The sequence below is a fragment of the Aquabacterium sp. G14 genome, assembly GCF_037482285.1.
GTDB lineage: Bacteria > Pseudomonadota > Gammaproteobacteria > Burkholderiales > Burkholderiaceae_C > Aquabacterium.
Genome location: NZ_JBBEYB010000002.1, coordinates 447213 through 464336, shown reverse-complemented (window position 1 = coordinate 464336; position 17124 = coordinate 447213). Strand labels below are relative to the sequence as shown.

Sequence of the window (17124 nt, the reverse complement as noted above, 5' to 3'; positions counted from 1 at the left end):
GGCGAACGTGACCGACGATTCCGGCCCATCGTGACCGGTTGCACCGTGTGAGGTGTTGCGCGTTCAAATTGTAGGGGTGTCGGTCACGATGGGTCTGAGTCGGGCTCCTTTTTCGTGGGTTTGGGCTTTTGTCGCAGGGACTCACCGGTCAGAGTGAATCGGTGGTTTCGCTGCATCAGGCGATCAAGGATCGCGTCGGCAATCGTGGCGTCACCGACCCAGGCATGCCAGTGTTCAATGGGCAGCTGACTGGTGATGATGGTGGCCTTGCTGGCAGCTCGGTCGTCGATGATCTCCAGCAAGTCAGCGCGGGCCTGGTTGTCCAGCCCAGCCATGCCCCAGTCGTCCAGCAACAGGACATCGGTCTTGGCCAACTGGATGAGCCACTTGCCAAAGGTGCCATTGCCGTGACGGATGCGCAGCTCTTCGCTCAGACGTGGCACACGTTGGTAGAAGGCAGAGCGACCGCGGCGACAGGCGTGCTGGGCCAGCGCACAAGCCAGCCAGGATTTGCCAGCTCCGGTGGGGCCGGTGATCAGCACGCTGTGGCCGCTGTCGATCCAATCACCCAAGGCCAGGCTCATGACAGCCTTGCGATCCAGGCCGCGTCCAGCTCGTGTATCGATGTCCTCAATGGCGGCTTGGGGGTACTTCAGCTTGGCCTCTTTGAGCAGGCGTGCACGCCGCTTGTCGTGGCGCCAATGGAGCTCGCGCTCGACGATCAGAGCCATGCGTTCTTCAAAGCTGACAGCGCTCATGCCGGCCTGCGTCAGTTGCTCATCAAGGGCTGTGAGCATGCCCATCAGCCTGAGTTCACGCAGCTGGTTCAAAGTCGTGTTCATCATCATGGTGCAATCCTGTCTGTTCACTGGTAGTAACCGGGGCCACGAACGTGGGCATGGTGCGGGCTGGTCCAGTCGGTGGCGGTCGTGGCGGGCACCTGATCCCGGCCGTTTGCCAGAATGTCGCTGACGTGCCTGTACTTGACGGTGCCGAGCTCCAGGGCGATGAGGCAAGCGGCTTCCAGTCGGGGCTTGCCGTACTTCTTGGCCAGTGACAGCAGCCCCAGGCAGGCGCGGTAGCCATGCTCGGGATGGCGTCGCTCCTCCAGCAGACGCTGGACGGTGCTGGCACAGGCCACACCAATGGTGCCGCCCCAGTGAATCAGGCGTTCAGGGGTCCACTCCCGATGCGCGCGGTGCGCTGCCGACATGTGCTCCGCCACGGTGGTGAAGCCCCCCTTGTGGAGACAGCGCAGATGAGCGGCAACACGCTGACCACGGTGGACGATCTCCACGCCGCGCGTGGTGATGCGTGCCTCCAGGACCAGCCCGACCAAGGACTGCGGCACGCTGTAGCGATGCCCCTCGATCTCGACGTGGTGATCAATGTGCACGCGCACGGTCTTGTAGGTGGCGAATTCCCAGGGCTGCAGAGGCAAGGCTTGCAGTGCTGGCGCATCCAACTCTGCAAACGTGCTGACTCGGCTGCCAGGCAACCTCTGGAATGCCTTGTTGTTGAGTTGTTCCAGCAGCGGCGCGATGGCCTCGTTGACATCGTCCACGCTCGCAAAGCGTTGGTGGCGCAGTCGCATCAGGATCCAACGCTCGACAACTTGCACGGCAGACTCGACCTTGGCCTTGTCCTGCGGGTGATAGGGCCGCGCCGGTAGCATCGAGGTGCCGTAGTGGCGAGCGAAGTCCTCCACCGTCTCGTTGGCGCGAGGCTCATAGCGGTTGGGGTTGGCAATGAGGGCTTTGGGGTTGTCCGGCACGATGAGCTGGGGCACCCCACCGATGAATGTCAGGGCGCGGGCGCAGCCATCAAGCCAGTCGGCCATGGTCTCGCGCGGTGTGGCACACGCAAAGGTGTAGCTCGAAGCGCCCAGAGCGGCCACGAAGATGTGGGCACGGCTGCCGTCCACCAACTCGATCGTGGGACCTGCAAAGTCGATGAACAGCTTCTCGCCTGCGCGGTGGGTCTGGCGCATCGAGCGTTTGAGTGTCTTGGCGTAGCGGCGGTAGTTCTCGCAGAACTGCGAGTAGGAGTGCGTATGACCGTCCAGGTGCTGCTGGGTGTGCTCCTCCCACAGCAGCATGAGCGTCATGCCCTTGCGGCGCAGTTCTTTGTGAATCTGGGCGTAGTCGGGGTGCACGAAGTGCTGCGGCCGTGGCGGCGGTGCCAGCAGGCGATGCTGCAAAGCGGTCTCGTCCAGGGGCTGGATGGAGTGCCAATCCAGACCTGCGACCGAGGCCAAACCGACGTACTTGGTAACCACGCCTTTGGAGATGCCCAGGGCGGCGGCGATACGCTCGTGCGAGAGCCGAGCATCGAGTTTGAGACGCAGAACGTCCTTGATCTTGCGCATGTGAATCCTTGGTGCAGGCATGCCGGCTCCAGCAAAAAACTGGGCAGGCTAACTGCATTGGGTGAGACAACTTGCGCAACACCATCACGGTGGCATACGACGCCATGCTGGCATCGTGACCGGTGATTCCGGCATCGTGACCGAGATTCCGGTCAGGTGCAAAAATCGGTCACGTTCGACCAGAATGGCCGGTCACGATGAACCAGAATCGGCGGTCACGATCCGCCGGAATCAACGGTCACGTTGGACCGGAATACGCATCCAGTGAGTGGGTCGCACTTTGGCCGGGCGTTGGCCCATCTTGAATGGTCGGACGGATATCGAGTGCGCCGACGCGGTCACTTCCTGCGTGGAGCAGGTATTGCGACTCAGGGAGGGAGTTGGCCGGAACTTTGAGCTTGGCCTCGATGACGCGTCGACCCCATGCGTCAGGCGCAGCATCTCGAATGCCACCGAAAAGAGGCAGGCCATTGGCCGGCAGCAGCCGTTTGCCCAACACTTGGGCGCGGTCCTGCAGGCTCAGACTCACTGGGTCCACCTCCAGCGCATCCGGGCGGCGGGCGTAGTTCAGCCCGTAGGCGAAGTTGGACGCGAGCACGCCGGGGCCTTCTTCGGTCATCTGGAGTTGGCCGCAAGGCGCCCAGTTTTGCCCAAGGTGAGCGAAGACCATCAGCGTGGTTTCTGTTGCCATGCGTGTCCCCTCAGAAGTCCAGAGCTTTGAGCTCTGCTGCTGTCAGGTCGCGTACACGCTGGGTTTGCTCTCGTGCGGCCAGCGCGCGCAAGGCGTGGTCTTTCTCCAAGAGCAAGTCAAGCAGTGTGCTGCCCGGGGCAATAGCCTCCAAGTAACGGAGGACCTGGCCGATGGCCAAGCCGGGGTCGCCTTTTTCAAGACGGTAGGCTGTGTTGCGGGACAGACCGGCGCGCAAGGCAGCGTCGGTTTGCTTGACCTTGCGAGCAACGCGCAGGCGAGCCAGCAGCGCCCCGATGCGGGTGCACTCATCCAGTTGCTTGGCGGAGAGCGTGGCGGATTGACTGACTTTCATGCTCGTTAAATCATTGATTCAGCCATCAAGGCTCGATTTAACGAACATCTTATATGAGATTCGTCAGTTGAAGTGTGAGCTCGTTAAATCGAGCTTAGTCTATTTTGTGCTCGATTTAACGAGCCTTGCGTCTGGTGTGCCGGTATCTCTCCATCGCTTCATAGCGAGCAGCGCGGGCGTTCACGTTTGGCTCTTCTCACGATTGGCCACCATATGGCTTATTTTTCGCCGTTAGGCCACGTTATGCCTTAGCAGCCACTCGCTGTTGGCTGGGGGACGCCTAGTGCCGGCGGACAGCTTATGGCTTAACCGCCGGTCACGTTATCGGTAACGGCACACGCTTTTTTCATGTCTGCAACGACCCAAGTCAGTCCCCAGGCTCACTTGCCGGAGCCTTTGGGGCGACCGGCCTTCAAGGGCGTGAGTCGCTCCAGCGCAGCTTGCAACTTGGCATCACTCAGGCCCACCAACACCTGCAAGCCTGCACGCAGCAGTTCGCTTTTCTTCGTGGGTCGCTTGAAACCCAGTGCGCGCTCTTTGAGAGTCTGGATCAGGTCCCAGTCTTCCCGCGGCATGGTGAAGCTGTCTCTGATCAGCTTGGCTTTGACCTTCTCTGCCTTGGCCGACAGCTTGACCACTTGGGGGGTGGAGGGCTTGCTCACAGGTTTGGCGATTGCTTTGGCGGAAGGCTTGGCAGCCTGCTTGGGGTTGGCTGGGGGCGCAGCCTTCGCTTGGGCCTGAGCGCCAGACTCCGCCAAAAGCTTGTTCGTCGCAGTTTTGGGGGCAGTTTTGGCGCGGGATGAAGTGCTCTTGCCTGCGACCTTGCTCGCCAGCGTGGACGCAACTTTGCGAGCCACTGGCTTGGCCGTGACAGGTGCGGCGGCCTGTTCGATCGGGGGCACAGCTGGCGACGCCGTCACCGGAGCGGGTGGGGCCGTCTGGGGTTCGGTGGCGTTGGGTTGTTGAGCATCGATCATGCAGTACTCCTGAATGGTGTAAATCATTTATATGATATATCTGATTTACTCGGGTACGCATCGCGTCACATGCTTGTCATCCAGTGAGTGATACAACGTCCGAAATCATGGGGGGATGCGATGCTGGCAGGATCAAAGCACTGGGGGACCTTGCGGGCATGGCTGCAGGTCTCGGTGATGGCGGGAATGGGGGTGTGCAAGACGGCGGCTGCGACCGAGGTCGCACAACATGCAGGCAAGGTCCAGCAGTTGGGCGCCTTCACCGTTTCATGGGTGTCGTACGTTGACTGGCCGCCCTCGGTATTGCCTTCTGCGCCGGTGAGGCAAAGCTGAGTACGACACTTGGGGTTCACAGCCCCTCGTCGTTTTCGTCGCTGCCGTCAAAGTCGTCCAAAGCATAACCTTGCTCGGCCAAGGATGCGACCAGTAAGGCGAGGGCCTTGCGTTCAAGTTCGATGCTGGGGCGGTGGCCGACCGGATTCAGTGCGATCGCTTCACGTAGCATCAGGGCGGCATTGCCGATTTGGCGGATCTCAAGGGGGATCATGTCAGGGCCTCACTCCACAATCACTGAGAGCAGCCGTCTATCTTAGAAGGCTGTCGCGGTCAGTTTGATGACGGAGTGAGGCCGCTGGCGGTCAGCCCGGGGGCAATGCAGGCAGGATCACCTTGTCGATGACATGGATCACGCCATTGCTGGTCAGTACATCGGTGGTCACGATGCCGGCCGTGCGGTTGACGGCGTCAACGATCTGCAGGCTGCTGTTGACGCGCAATGCCGTGCCTTCCACGGTGGTGATCGCCGTGTCGATGGGCACTTCGGCTTTCAACACGCGTGCAGGCAACACGTGGTAGGTGAGGATCTGGGTGAGCAGGGCGGTGTTGGCAAACAAGTCGTCCTTGCTCACGCTCAACTCGTCCAATGCCGCCTCGAACGCCGCATTGGTGGGCGCGAACACCGTGAACGGGCCGTCGCCTTGCAGGGTGGCGACCAAACCAGCGGCTTGAACCGCTTCGACCAGGATGCTGAACTCAGGAGCCAGCGCCAGGGCTGTTTCCACGATGTCCTGGTCGGCAGGCAAGATCACCTTGTCAATGCCATGAATCACGCCATTGCGCGCATACAGGTTGGTGACCTTGATGTTCGAGGTGCGGTTGCGGCCGTCGGTGATGACCGGGCCGTCTGGGGTGTTGTCGATCTTGAAAATGTCACCCTGCACCGTCTCGATGGCTTCCCCGAACGGGATGTTGGCCGCGGTCACGCGCGAGGGCAACACGTGGTAAGTCAGCACGGCCGTCAGCAGGCCGGTGTTGGCAAACAAGTCTTCCTTGCTGGTTTCCAATTCGTCCAACAGGTTGGCGAAGGCCGTGTTGTTTGGCGCGAAGACCGTGAACGGGCCGCTGCTCTTGAGGGTGTCAACCAGACCGGCTGCTTGCACCGCCTCCACGAGCAGGCTGTACTCAGGTTTGGCGCTCAGAACTGCGACGATGTCGCTGAAGTCGTCGTCGCCACCGCCGCAAGCGGACAGCGTCAGTGCGACGCCGCTGGCCAGGCTCAGCTTCAGGAATTGACGTTTGCTCAGTGCGTTCATGATGGCTCCAATGCGTTGAAATTGCCGTTGAAGGACCGGTTGGTTCACGATAAAACCATCCGGTATCAATTAATACTAATCAGTTCAGAATTGAGACTTGTTGGTTGTCCATGCGATTCGTGTGGTCTTGTTGGCGATTTCAGAGGGGAAGCGGTGCGAGAGTCCCCCTGAGTGAGGGTGTTGGCGGCACACTGTGAGGCGAATCTGGCTTGGGGCGTGGAGTCGCCTTTGCAACCAACATGGCATGTGAATTACTGACAGTGGGGCAGATGGCTCAGGCGGACGCCCTCACCATCGAGCGTGGCACGCCCGGCTTCACCCTGATGCTGGCTGCGGGGCAGGCGGTGGCCCGCGCCATCGTGCAGCGCTGGGCGCCACGGCCCACAGTGGTGCTGTGCGGCCCTGGCAACAACGGTGGCGATGGACTGGTGGCCGCGGCGTCGTTGCTGCAGCAGGGCTGGTCTGTGGAGGTGGTGTTGCTGTCAGAACCCGATGCTTGGTCGGGTGATGCCCGCATGGCGTGGCGGCACTGGCAAGCCATGCATGCCGAGTTCGCTGCTGGTACGCCAGTGAGCCGGCCTTTGGAGGCGTCTTGCCTCGACGGACGGACCTTGGTGGTTGATGCCTTGTTTGGCGCCGGCTTGACCCGCCCGCTGGAGGGGGCCGCCGCCGAAACGCTCGCCAAGGCGCAGCGCAGGGCGCTGCCCATTGTTGCTGTGGACGTCCCGAGCGGCGTTTGGGGAGACAGTGGGGCCGCCACAGGTGCCGTGCACTGCGAACTGACGGTCACGTTCTTCCGCCTCAAACCCGCGCATTTGCTGATGCCGGGGCGTGCCCTGTGTGGCGAGACGGTGCTGGCCGATATCGGGGTGCCCGATACCGTGTTGCCGCACCTGCAACCGCGCACCTGGGAGAACGTTCCCACCGTGTGGCAAACCGTTTACCCTCGGGCCGATACCGCAGGGCACAAATACCACCGCGGTCATGCCCTGGTCTGGGGCGGTGCACAGATGACCGGCGCCCCCCGTCTGGCGGCACGCGCGGCGGCGCGCGTCGGGGCAGGGCTGACCACCGTGTGTGTGCCCCAGTCAGCGTGGGCGGTGTACGCTGCCAGCCTGACCAGCATCATGGTGCATCCGCTTGCCGGGGTCGGACCCAACCAGTGGCAGGGGGGGCTGCAGTCCTTGCTCGACGATGCTCGCTTGAGCGCCGTGCTGATCGGCCCCGGGGCTTTGGGGGGAACGCACCCTGGCGGCCTCAAGGGCCTGGTCTTGACAGTGTTGGCCAGTGGTCGGCCTGTGGTGCTCGATGCCGATGCGCTGTCGGTCTTCCAGGACGATCCTGAGTTGTTGTTCGCGGCGATTGCCGGCCATGGACGCCCGGTGGTCATGACGCCGCACGATGGCGAGTTCTCGCGCATCTTCGCCCCCTCGACGATGGCAAACTGCGACAGCAAGCTGGCGCGGGCACGCAAGGCTGCGCAATTGAGTGGGGCGGTGGTGTTGCTCAAAGGACCGGACACCGTGGTGGCGGCCCCCGATGGCCGTGCGGTGATCAATGCGTCTGCGCCACCCACGCTGGCCACGGCTGGCTCCGGCGATGTGCTGGCAGGCTTGATCTTGGGCTTGCTGGCGCAGGGCATGCCGGCCTGGCAGGCGGCCTGTGCCGCCGTCTGGTTGCATGGCGAGGCGGCTCAGGCCTTTGGGCCGGGCCTGTTGGCCGATGACTTGCCGGAGCAGATTCCCACAGCATTGCGCCGCCTGGCGGCCCATGGGCTGGGCTGATCAGCCTGTGCAGGTCCGGTTCTTGCCCGTGCGCTTGGCCTCGTAGAGTGCCACGTCCGCACGGTCGAGGGCCGCTTCAATGGCTTCACCGGGGCGGTAAATCGTGACACCCGCCGAGAAGGTGATGAAGACCTTGTGGGTGTCGTGGGTGAAGAACTCGGCGCTGAGGCTGCGTTGCAGCCGTGTGAGCGCCTTCTGAGCTTCGTCCAGCGGGGTATCGGGCAACATGACCACGAACTCCTCCCCGCCATAGCGCGCGACGACGTCCACCGGTCGCAAGGACTCACTGACCCGTCTGGCCAGGAATTTCAGGGCTTCGTCACCGGTCTGATGGCCCAGTTGGTCGTTGAGCTTCTTGAAATTGTCCACGTCCAGCAATCCCACCGCCAACGGGGTGCCCTGACGTTCGACACGGGCTTGCTCGGCCTCGAACGCACGCATCAACCCCCGGCGGTTGGCGATCTGGGTGAGCGGGTCGGTGGAGACTTCGTCAGACAACTTGCGGATTTCATCTTCCAACTCACGCACGCGGTCGGTGAGTTCGGTGGCCCGCGCGTGTTCGCTTTGCAAGCGGGTTTGCGTTTGTGTGACGACGGACTGAACCTCGCGGCTTTCTTCCACCATTTCACGCACGATGCCCGCGAGGCTCTGGATGGAGTCGGCGGCGCCAATCGTTTCGGCGTACACACCCAGCTTGCTCTGGAAGCGATCGGTGGTGCTGCCCAGCAGAGCGATCTGCTGCAGCATTTGGTGGATCAGATCCTTGAGAGCTTTGCGGGCGGCTTCCCGCTCCTGCTTGAGCTCGAGTTGGCGCGCCCGCGTGTCGCTGAGCAGTTGCTGCATGTGGCGCACGCCGCGGCTGTGCAGCCCTTCGTCGAGTTGGTGGCGCATGGCCTGGCACTGCCCCTGCACCCAGCTGTCATCCTCCGACAGGTCGACGAGGCTGTCGGTGAGCGAGTGACACAACTCGGTGAGCTGTGTGATCAGGTGGTGGCGGTGCTCAATGATGCGCTGCGCCTGCTCGCACGCCTGGGTGAGTTCGGCTTGAACAGCGGTGGCGTCGGGCTGGTCAGAAGCGCGGCTGTGTGCCAGCGCGTCGCGCAGGGCCTGAGCGGCCTCCCGGGATGGCGGCTGATCTGGGGGCAGCGCCACCAGCACGGTCTGCTCCAGCTGGGCCAGGGTGTGCAGCGCCACGGCCGGCCAGGTGACCTGCTCGCTGCTGTCGCTCTCACCGAGCGTGAGCTTGATGGGGCTGACCGGAGCTGAACCCTGGGAGGCGGTGCTGATGTCGTCGCTCCCAGGGGCCTGTGGCAGCGGTGCTGAGCCGTCGTCTTCCAGCAGGGTGTTGTCCAGTGTGTCGCTGTCCCAGCTGCTGACCAGTTGGCTGAGGCGCTGGTGCAGGCGCGTGGCAGAGCTGCGGCTGCCTTCGATGACACGCTGCAGACTGTCCTTCTTGCGTGCGGTGGTCCACTGCCGCCCTCCGCGCTCGGCGCCGCGCACGATGCGCGCGATCAGGTCTGCCCAGCGTGCGCCCTCTTCGGAAGGGGAAGGCAAGCCATCCAGTGGTGCAGGTTGGGTGATGCCGCCAAAGTCGGTTTCCTCGCCCGACTCCAGGGCGTAGGCCTTGCGGTAGTTTTCGGGGGTGGGTTCCTGTCGCTGTTGGGCCAGGCGCACCAGCGCTGCTTTGGCAATCTGTGCAGGAGTGAGTTCGCCGGATGGACGCCGGCTAGGGGTGGTGGACATGTTTCAGCTCAGGGTGCTGACAGGTGGGGGAAACAAAGGGGCAGTGTCGGACACGCGCGGCAGGCCATCACCCTGGAGCACCTCGTTCAACCATGTGGCAACCTGGGCTGCGGGCATGGGCCGCGCAAACAGGAAGCCCTGGCAGATGTGGCAACCCAGGCTGTAAAGCACCTCCATCTGGGCGGTGGTTTCCACGCCCTCGGCGATCACGCGCAGGCCCAGTGCGCGGGCCAGCGCGATGATGGCCGAGACCACTGCAGAGCTCTGGGGGGTCTCACCCAGGTCGCGCACAAAAGACCGGTCGATCTTGAGCTCGCTGATGGGCAGACTGGTCAGGTAGGCCAGTGAGGAATAGCCGGTGCCGAAGTCATCAATGGAAATCTCGACACCAATCTGGTTCAGGCGGGTGAGCGAGGGCACCACACCTTGCAGGTCCTTCATCAGCCCGGTTTCGGTGATTTCAAGCTCCAGCGCACGCGGGGAAATGGCTTCTCGCTGGAGGATGCGTTCAATTTGGGCCACCAAGTCGTCCTGCTCGAACAGTCGGCTGGGCAGGTTGACGGCAATCGAGGCGTCGAATCCGAATTGGGCTTGCCACTGCTTGGCCTGACGGGCGGCTTCGCCGATGGCCCACAGGCTCATCTCGTTGATCAAACCCGTGGATTCGGCCAGCGGGATGAACTCGGCCGGCGAGACCAACTGGTTGCCGCGCTGCCAGCGCATCAAGGCTTCCACGCCCACCATGCGGTGGGTGCGCACGTCGATCTTGGGCTGGTAGTGCAGCACCAACTCTTGCCGCTCCAGTGCCTTGTGAAGGGCGGTGTCGAGGTCCAGGCGCACGCGACCTTTGCTGGCAAGGTGCGGGTCGTAAAGTTGCGCCATGTTGCGACCCTGGCTCTTGGCAAGGTCCATGGCCACATCGGCGTGTCGCAACAGATCGGCGGCGTTGATTCCGTGTGCGGGATACACCGCCACGCCAATGCTGGCCGTGACGAAGCATTCCTGCCCGCCGATGGTCAGGGGCGCACGTAGCGCGTCCAGCATGCGGTGCGCCGTGGCCAGGGCCTCATCCGGGTGGTTCACTTCGGGCAGCAGCACCACGAACTCGTCGGCGCCCAAACGGCCCACGGCCTCCAGGTTGCGGTGCGCGCGGGTGGATTGCAACTCCAGTGGGCCGTCGAGCATCTCTTCCGAGTGGCGCACGCAGGCGCGCAAGCGGTGGGACGCCTCGATCAGCAACTCGTCGCCTGCATGGTGACCCAGGTTCTCGTTGATGATCTTGAAGCGGTCCAGACCGACTTGCAGCAGGGCCACACCATGGTGCAGGCGGCGTGCATGCTCGATCGCGCGTTCGCTGCGTTGGAACAACTGGCGACGGTTGGGCAGACCGGTGAGGGTGTCAAAGTTGGCGAGGTGCTTGATCTGGTCTTCGGCCAGGCGGCGGTCGGTCACGTCTTGCACGATGCCGGTGTAGCCGACCAGGGTCGCGTGCTCGTTGAACTCGGGCTCTGCCTCCAGATGGAGGATCCGCTGGCGGCCGTCGCTGATGTTGACTTTGACGTCGAGGCAGAGGACGGAGCCATGACGCCAGATCTCGTGCAGCAAATACTGGAAGCTGCGGCGTTCGTCAGTGGGCATCATGCGCAGCACCTGCCGCAGGCTGACATGTTCACGGGGCCCAAGGCCGAGCACCCGCAGACCTTCAATCGACATGTCGAGATGGCCTGAACCGCGGCGCCAATCAAAGCTGCCCATGCGGGCCAGGTCCTGCGCACGGGCCAGCTTGGCTTTGCTGCGTTCCAGTTCAAGGCGGGTGCGTGCCGAGCGCAGCAGGTAGCGCAAGCGGCCGGCGAGCAGGCTCCATTGGGTGCTCTTGACGAAGAAGTCTGTGGCGCCTGCTTCGTAGGCTCGGGTGATCGAGGCATCGTCGTCCAAGCCGGTGAGCATCAGCACCGGAATCGACTCGTGCCCAGGGATGTTGCGCAACTCCTGGCAAGTGGCGAAGCCGTCCAGACCCGGCATGACCGCGTCCAGCACGACGACATCCGGCAGCCAGTCTCCCAGCAGACGCAAGGCGCGTTCCCCGGATGTGACCTCGGTGACCGCAAACCCGCGCTCTCGCAAGGCGATCGACGTCAGCAGCAGGGTGACCTCGTCGTCATCGACCAGCAAGACCTTGGGCTGCGCCTGGTCTTCGTCGTCGATCAACGGGTGGCCCCGAGTCATGCCTGTGTCTCCAGCACGTGTTGCAAGCCAGCCTGGACGCGTTCGGCTTCGAGGGGAATGTCTCGGATGCGTGAGCTCAAGTCTTCTCCTGTCTGGCGCCGGATGATGCTTTCGATCTCGGCGCACATCTGTGACAGCTTGAGCGCACCGATGCTGGCCGACGATGATTTGAGTGTATGCGCGACATGGGCCACCGTCGCGAGGTCGTGTTGTTGTCCCGCCTCGCTCAATTGTGGCAGTAAGCGCGCCAGCGACGTTTCGAATGCACGCGCGACCCTTTCCAACAAGTGGTTCTCGCCCTTGGGGTCGAGCTCTCTGAGGCGACGCAGGGCATCCGGATCGAGCAGTGGCGTGCCCGACGAGGGGGGGGGTGTGACGCTGGTCTCCGTGCCCCTGATTTCGGGGGGGGATTTTTCCGCATGATGGGAGTCAGCGGTGTGGGTCACCAGAATCTGCTGCAACTGCCCCTGACGGAAGGGCTTGGAGAGGTAGTCGTCAAAGCCCAGGTCCAGGAAGCGCTGCTCGTCACCTTCCAGAGCGTTGGCGGTCACGGCGATGACCGGGGTGTCGGGTGGTGTCACAAAGGTGAAGCGCTTGCCACTGCCCTTGCGGAACCAGGTGAGGGCTTCGATGCCGTCCATGCCGGGCATCTGGATGTCCATCAGAATGAGGTCGTAGTGCTGTTCGCCCAGCCTGCGCAGGCCCTCCAGGGCGGAGCTGGCCACTTTGACATCGCAGCCCAAGCGGCGCAGCATCTGGCCGCAAACCTCCTGGTTGACGGGGTTGTCCTCCACCACCAGCACCCGTTTGTCTCGCCCGGGTTGGGCGTCGGCATAGGGGGCTTCGTGGCTGGCCGCCAGGCTCTGCAGGGTTTGTCGCAGCTCGGCCTTGCGCAGTGGCTTGCGCAGCACGCTCTGGAAGCCCGCGTCCTGTGCACGCTGAACTTCTTCGGTGGATGACAGGGACGACAGCAGGACCAGCTGGAGCTGCGGATAACGTCGGCTGCGGCGCAGGATCTCGACCATGCTCAGGCCATCCAGCTCCGGCATGTGCATGTCCACCAGTGCCAGGTCGATGTCCAGGTCGTTGTCCGGGTGCTGGAGCAGGAGATCCAGTGCCTGTCGGCCGCTGTTGGCCAGGGTGACTTTCATGCCCCAGGCGTTCAGCATGTTCTCCAGCACCGTGCGGTTGGTGTCGTTGTCATCGACCACCAGCACCTTGTAGTGCGGCAGGCTCAGTTCGCTGGCCGGGTCAGGGGACAGGTCGGTCTGGCCGATGGTCAGCGGGATGTCGAAGCTGAACTCGGAGCCGATGCCAGGGCTGCTGGTGACCTGCAGATCACCCCCCATGAGCTCGACCAGTTGCTTGCTGATGGGCAACCCCAGGCCGGTGCCACCATAGCGCCGCGCGGTGCCACCCTGGGCTTGCACGAAGGCCTGGAAGATGCGGGGCAGGGCCTCGGCCGTGATCCCGATGCCCGTGTCGCGCACGCGGAACGAGAGCGTCAAGGTGTCGGGGGTGCCGGCGCCGAGAGGGGTGGCACGTCGGATGTCGACCACCACTTCGCCGTGCTCGGTGAACTTGATGGCGTTGGCCACCAGGTTGGTGAGAATCTGGCGTAGGCGCAGCGCATCGCCGTGCAGCACCGGCGGCAGCCCCGGCTCTTCACGAAAACTCAACTCCAGCCCGCGCTCGTGCGCGCGAGGCGCCAGCAACTCCAGGGTGTCTTCCACCAGGTTGCGCAGCACAAAGTCGCTTTGTGTCAGTTCGACATGGCCGGCGTCGATCTTGGCGAAGTCGAGGATGTCGTTGACGATCTCCAGCAGGCTCTCGCCAGAGCGGTACACGGCTTGGGCAAAACGGCGCTGCTTGTCGTTGAGATCGGTGCCCAGCAACAGTTCGGTCATGCCCAGGATGCCGTTCATGGGCGTGCGAATCTCGTGGCTCATGTTGGCCATGAACTCGCTCTTGGCCTGGCTGGCGGTCTCGGCCTGATCGCGTGCGCGCTGCAGATCCAGCGCCTGTTGCCGCTCGTCGGTCACGTCGGAGAGCAGGCCGTAAATGCGAGACTCCCCACTGAGCAGGCGGCGCGAGCGACTCTTGTGACGCATCCATCGCACGCCGCGCCCGGGGACGTCCAGACGCAGCAAGGTGTCGGTGGCCTGCTGTTGCCGCTCTTGCTCCTCCTGGTGGGCCAAGGTGGAGCGGTCTTCCGGGATCACCAGCGCGCGCAGGCGGTCGGACAAGTCGGCGAGGTCTGTCTGCGTCAGTCCGAGCAGCGTGCCGGTCTGGGGGCTGTGATACAGGCACTGCATTCGGGCGCCATCGCTCACATACACACCGTCGTCCATGGACTCGACGAGTTCACGGAAGCGACGCTCCGATTCTTCCAGATCGGACAAGGCGCGCTGGGCCACCGTGATGTCGCGTACCAGTGAGATGAGAAGTCGAGGGCGCCCATCGGCGTGTCGCAGCGCAAAGTGCCGCGCATTGATGACACGCATCTGCGTGCCGTCATGCCAGCTGAAGTCATGCTCCACGGGTTGCCCGGAGGTGGTGGCGGCCTGGATGTGGGCCTGCACCCTTTGCAGCACTTCCCGCCCCATGGCATGTTGGATCGAGCGGCCGACCACCTTGTCGCGTTGCAGCTTGAACTCGACCTCGGCGTGATGGTTGATGGTCACGATCTGGCTGTTGGCCGGGTCCACCACGAACAGGCTCACCGGCAGGTTGGCCAGCAAGGCTTCCTGGAAGGCGCGCTCCTGCTCTGCCTGTGCATCTTGCGCACGTCGGCAGGTGACGTCGGTGAACAGGCACACGTATTGGCTGAGCTGGCCGGCTTCGTCGAACACCTCGAAAGCATCGATTTCACCCCAGTAGGCGGTGTCGCTGCCAGCACGCTGGGCTTCATAGTGCAGCCGAAACGACTTGCCTGCCTGCAGGTGCGCGCGCAGTTGAGGCAGGCTGTCGCGGTCCTGGATGTCTGGAGACAGCAGGTCTGGCAAGGGTCGACCGATGGCATGACTCTCGCTCCAGCCGGTCAGTGCGAGCAGGGCCGGGTTCACCCATTCCACCTTGCCATCTCTGTCGATGATGGCCACGCCGTTGTTGATCCGGGATGCCACCAAGCTGAGACGATTCATCTGCTGGCGAGCCGCCTCCAGCTGGGCGTGGGTGAGGGCCGCCTCATGGGCGCTCTGGCGCAGGTGCCGTCGCAGCCACAAGGCGCCCGGCACCGTCAGTGCCACAACGATCAGAATCCAGAAAAACGGCATCACGGGTGGATATTGAGGCTGGATGAGGTCCGCCATCCAAGAGGGACTCTGACAAATGTAGCGGGACTGTGAAATTCTGCGCCAGAGGCAAAAACCCGCTGACGACGGTCCGTACAATCGGTCAGATGCACACCGCTGGCGACCCTCCTGCTCCAGTCCCGCCGCCTGCTGCCTGGTCCTCGGACGGGCAGCCGGTTGTCGGCATGGGCTTGGACGAGCAAGCCGCCCTGCGTCATGCCATGTCGCATGACTTGCGCGCGCCGCTGCGTGTGGTGGAAGGGTTCACCCGCATCCTCAAGGAAGACTACGGCTCCCAGCTGGACGCGCAGGCCAACGGGTATCTTGATCGCGTGCTGGGTGCGGCCGAGCGCATGAGCGACATGATCGATGCCCTGTTGATGCACGCGCAATTGAGCTCCGAGCCACTCCGCAGGCAAGCCGTGGACGTCAGTGCCCTGGCCAAGGAGGTGGCGGGCGAGCAAGTGTTGGTGCTCAACGGATCTGCTCGCGCCGATGTGGACGTCGCCGAAGGCATGACCGCCCACGCTGATCCGGTCTTGTTGCGTCGCGTTCTGGAAAACCTGATCGGCAATGCGCTGAAGTACAGCAGCAAGACCGAGCGGCCGCATGTGGCCGTTGGGGTGGTGCCAGAGACCGACCCGGAGGTGTTTTTCGTGCGCGACAACGGTGCCGGTTTCGACATGGGCTGCGCCGACAAGTTGTTTGGCATGTTCCAGCGCCTGCACAGCGCCAAGGAGTTTCCGGGCAACGGGGTGGGGCTGGCGGCGGCGCAACACATCGTGCAACGCCACGGCGGCCGCATCTGGGCCGAGGCCGCGGTGGGGCAGGGCGCCTGCTTCTTCTTCACGCTAGGCGCCTCGCACCACCATCAGCGCCGCACCGAGCGCTGAACGCCTGCTAGGCGGGGCTGTGTAGGCCCCCCTCGTCAGTTCAGCCCTGGGTCTGCACGCTCACGGCGGGCATCTTGCTGCTGTAGTCCTTGGGCAGCTTCGACAGGCCGGCGGCCAGTTTGCGCGCCATGTCCTTGTAAAGACCGGCCACCTTGCTGTCGGGCTCTGCCACCAGCGTGGGTTGGCCGCTGTCGGCCTGCAGGCGGATCTTCAAATCCAACGGCATGGAGCCCAGCAGCGGCACATGGAACTCCTCGGCCATGCGCACGCCGCCGTCCTGGCCGAAGATGTGTTCTTCGTGACCGCAATTCGGGCAGCAGAACACCGCCATGTTCTCGACCACGCCCAGCACCGGCACCGACACCTTCTCGAACATCTGCAGGCCCTTGCGGGCGTCCAGCAGGGCGATGTCCTGCGGGGTGGTAACGATGACGGCAGCAGTCAGCGGGGCGCGCTGGCTGATGCTCAGGTGGATGTCACCGGTGCCCGGCGGCATGTCGACCACGAGGTAGTCCAGCGGTTGCCCGGGCTCGCCCCAGTTGGTCAGGCGCAGCAGTTGGTCGAAAGCCTGGCTGGCCATCGGGCCGCGCCAGATCGTGGCCGCCTGGTTTTCCACCAGCAGGCCCATCGACATCATCTGCAGGCCGTGGTTCACCGGCGGCGTGATGGTCTTGCCATCGGGGCTGGGCGGCTTGCCCTGGATGCCCAGCATCAGCGGCTGGCTGGGGCCATAGATGTCGGCGTCGAGCATGCCCACGCGGGCGCCTTCGGCCGCCAGGGCCAGCGCCAGGTTGACAGCGGTGGTGCTCTTGCCCACGCCGCCCTTGCCCGAGGCCACGGCGATCACGTTCTTGACGCCGGGCAGCAGGGCCTGGCCGCGCGAGGCCGCGTGCGCGAGGATCCGGGTGGACCAGACCACGTCCACGCCGGTGATGCCGTCCACCTTCTTGAGCGCAGCTTCGATCAGGGCGGTGTAGGCGGACCACTGCGAGCGGGCCGGGTATCCCAGCGCGATCTCGATGCGGGCCTGGCCACCCTGCACCGTGAGGGACTTGAGGTGGCGGGTGCTCACCCAGTCCTGGCCAGTCAAGGGGTCGATGACGGTGCGCAGGGCGTCGAGGGCTGCGGCTTCAAGAGGCGTGGGGGTGCTCATTCCAAAGGGCATGTCATTCTTTTGAGACGGGCAGTCTAGCGCGCCCTAAAAT

At 63.7% G+C, this 17124-nt stretch carries 13 protein-coding genes; 2 read left to right on the top strand and 11 right to left on the bottom strand.

Features of this window, described 5'->3' with window-relative positions; genetic code table 11:
- Positions 1-83 precede the first annotated feature (83 nt).
- From istB to WIT60_RS04410, 7 genes are all read right to left on the bottom strand, one after another.
- The gene (gene istB / locus WIT60_RS04440) at positions 84-848 is read right to left on the bottom strand and encodes an IS21-like element helper ATPase IstB (RefSeq protein ID WP_339582728.1); all 765 of its coding nucleotides are present in this window, start codon (positions 846-848) and stop codon (positions 84-86) included.
- Between the two features lie 17 nt (positions 849-865).
- Positions 866-2389: an IS21 family transposase gene (gene istA / locus WIT60_RS04435; protein ID WP_339582727.1), complete on the bottom strand. Its 1524-nt coding sequence runs from the start codon at positions 2387-2389 to the stop codon at positions 866-868.
- 217 nt (positions 2390-2606) lie between these two features.
- On the bottom strand, positions 2607-3059 hold the full coding sequence (locus WIT60_RS04430; protein WP_339582726.1) for a hypothetical protein: 453 nt from the start codon (positions 3057-3059) through the stop codon (positions 2607-2609).
- Between the two features lie 10 nt (positions 3060-3069).
- On the bottom strand, positions 3070-3411 hold the full coding sequence (locus WIT60_RS04425) for a helix-turn-helix domain-containing protein (protein ID WP_339582725.1): 342 nt from the start codon (positions 3409-3411) through the stop codon (positions 3070-3072).
- Positions 3412-3791: 380 nt separating this feature from the next.
- On the bottom strand, positions 3792-4388 hold the full coding sequence (locus WIT60_RS04420) for a hypothetical protein (RefSeq protein WP_339582724.1): 597 nt from the start codon (positions 4386-4388) through the stop codon (positions 3792-3794).
- A 349-nt stretch (positions 4389-4737) separates the two neighbouring features.
- Positions 4738-4935 (bottom strand): hypothetical protein, encoded by a 198-nt coding sequence (locus tag WIT60_RS04415; protein ID WP_339582723.1) that lies wholly within the window; start codon positions 4933-4935, stop codon positions 4738-4740.
- A 91-nt stretch (positions 4936-5026) separates the two neighbouring features.
- Positions 5027-5980 carry a fasciclin domain-containing protein gene (locus WIT60_RS04410; RefSeq protein ID WP_339582722.1) on the bottom strand — a complete coding sequence of 318 codons (954 nt, stop codon included), beginning with the start codon at positions 5978-5980 and terminating at the stop codon, positions 5027-5029.
- Between the two features lie 239 nt (positions 5981-6219).
- Between WIT60_RS04410 and WIT60_RS04405 the strand changes: the two genes are divergently transcribed.
- A complete protein-coding gene (locus tag WIT60_RS04405; RefSeq protein ID WP_339582721.1) occupies positions 6220-7764 on the top strand; it encodes an NAD(P)H-hydrate dehydratase in 1545 nt (514 codons plus the stop codon).
- Here WIT60_RS04405 and WIT60_RS04400 read toward each other — a convergent pair whose 3' ends face one another.
- Genes WIT60_RS04400 through WIT60_RS04390 form a run of 3 tightly spaced genes read right to left on the bottom strand, consistent with a single transcriptional unit; the run spans position 7765 to position 15044 of the window.
- Positions 7765-9507: a GGDEF domain-containing protein gene (locus tag WIT60_RS04400; protein WP_339582720.1), complete on the bottom strand. Its 1743-nt coding sequence runs from the start codon at positions 9505-9507 to the stop codon at positions 7765-7767. It lies immediately after the preceding gene.
- Positions 9508-9510: 3 nt separating this feature from the next.
- Positions 9511-11733, bottom strand: a complete 2223-nt coding sequence (locus WIT60_RS04395) for a putative bifunctional diguanylate cyclase/phosphodiesterase (protein ID WP_339582719.1) — start codon at positions 11731-11733, stop codon at positions 9511-9513.
- Positions 11730-15044 carry a response regulator gene (locus tag WIT60_RS04390; RefSeq protein WP_339582718.1) on the bottom strand — a complete coding sequence of 1105 codons (3315 nt, stop codon included), beginning with the start codon at positions 15042-15044 and terminating at the stop codon, positions 11730-11732. Before WIT60_RS04390 ends, WIT60_RS04395 begins: the two co-directional genes overlap by 4 nt.
- 89 nt (positions 15045-15133) lie before the next feature.
- Here WIT60_RS04390 and WIT60_RS04385 point away from each other — a divergent pair, with 89 nt between their 5' ends.
- Complete coding sequence (locus WIT60_RS04385; protein ID WP_339582717.1) at positions 15134-15919, top strand: sensor histidine kinase; 786 nt, start codon at positions 15134-15136, stop codon at positions 15917-15919.
- 40 nt (positions 15920-15959) lie between these two features.
- On the opposite strand, the gene apbC is transcribed toward WIT60_RS04385, so the two are convergent.
- Positions 15960-17072 carry an iron-sulfur cluster carrier protein ApbC gene (gene apbC / locus WIT60_RS04380; RefSeq protein WP_339582716.1) on the bottom strand — a complete coding sequence of 371 codons (1113 nt, stop codon included), beginning with the start codon at positions 17070-17072 and terminating at the stop codon, positions 15960-15962.
- Positions 17073-17124 lie beyond the last annotated feature (52 nt).

What these genes read in the sequence shown, in the direction of transcription:
- WIT60_RS04390 (WP_339582718.1), bottom strand. Translation starts at nt 15,044, where the DNA reads ATGGCGGACCTCATCCAGCCTCAATATCCACCCGTGATGCCGTTTTTC.
- WIT60_RS04405 (WP_339582721.1), top strand. Translation starts at nt 6,220, where the DNA reads ATGGCATGTGAATTACTGACAGTGGGGCAGATGGCTCAGGCGGACGCC.
- istB (WP_339582728.1), bottom strand. Translation starts at nt 848, where the DNA reads ATGATGATGAACACGACTTTGAACCAGCTGCGTGAACTCAGGCTGATG.
- WIT60_RS04410 (WP_339582722.1), bottom strand. Translation starts at nt 5,980, where the DNA reads ATGAACGCACTGAGCAAACGTCAATTCCTGAAGCTGAGCCTGGCCAGC.
- WIT60_RS04415 (WP_339582723.1), bottom strand. Translation starts at nt 4,935, where the DNA reads ATGATCCCCCTTGAGATCCGCCAAATCGGCAATGCCGCCCTGATGCTA.
- WIT60_RS04425 (WP_339582725.1), bottom strand. Translation starts at nt 3,411, where the DNA reads ATGAAAGTCAGTCAATCCGCCACGCTCTCCGCCAAGCAACTGGATGAG.
- WIT60_RS04400 (WP_339582720.1), bottom strand. Translation starts at nt 9,507, where the DNA reads ATGTCCACCACCCCTAGCCGGCGTCCATCCGGCGAACTCACTCCTGCA.
- WIT60_RS04430 (WP_339582726.1), bottom strand. Translation starts at nt 3,059, where the DNA reads ATGGCAACAGAAACCACGCTGATGGTCTTCGCTCACCTTGGGCAAAAC.
- istA (WP_339582727.1), bottom strand. Translation starts at nt 2,389, where the DNA reads ATGCCTGCACCAAGGATTCACATGCGCAAGATCAAGGACGTTCTGCGT.
- WIT60_RS04385 (WP_339582717.1), top strand. Translation starts at nt 15,134, where the DNA reads ATGCACACCGCTGGCGACCCTCCTGCTCCAGTCCCGCCGCCTGCTGCC.
- WIT60_RS04395 (WP_339582719.1), bottom strand. Translation starts at nt 11,733, where the DNA reads ATGACTCGGGGCCACCCGTTGATCGACGACGAAGACCAGGCGCAGCCC.
- apbC (WP_339582716.1), bottom strand. Translation starts at nt 17,072, where the DNA reads ATGAGCACCCCCACGCCTCTTGAAGCCGCAGCCCTCGACGCCCTGCGC.
- WIT60_RS04420 (WP_339582724.1), bottom strand. Translation starts at nt 4,388, where the DNA reads ATGATCGATGCTCAACAACCCAACGCCACCGAACCCCAGACGGCCCCA.